This window comes from Pseudoalteromonas sp. S3178, from assembly GCF_005886985.1.
In the GTDB taxonomy this organism is placed as follows: Bacteria; Pseudomonadota; Gammaproteobacteria; order Enterobacterales; family Alteromonadaceae; genus Pseudoalteromonas; species Pseudoalteromonas carrageenovora.
In genome coordinates, this window is record NZ_PNCW01000512.1 from 1 (window position 1) to 360 (window position 360).

A 360-nucleotide genomic window follows, 5' to 3' on the forward strand; every position below is an offset into this window, starting at 1 on the left:
TGGGTTAATGCTATAGGTGGTATCACCCGACCCCCATGCCGTACGCCATACTTTATAGTCAGTATCAATGTCAAAATTATAGTGATCAACGCCCACTAGAATGTTGTGCGTTACACTGCCAAATTCAATTTCACCACTGAGTTCAATACGCGCAGAAACATCCAAAGCTTGGTAGTCTCGAGCACGTCTTTGACGAGAAAGTAGGCTCGCGTCTGTGTATATCAACTGTCGACCATCTGATAATTCGGTATCTGAAGATACACCTTCAAATGAAGAGTCTCGATAAGCAAATCCAGTGAGTATGTGCCAATCATCGCTTAACCTATGGTTTAATACTAACTGATGACCTAAGGCTTCAAC

The 360-nt window shown here is 42.8% G+C and carries 1 pseudogene; it reads right to left on the reverse strand.

Annotated features, from left to right (window positions below):
• Positions 1–360, reverse strand: a pseudogene (locus CWC11_RS21985) (TonB-dependent siderophore receptor); the annotation flags it as partial.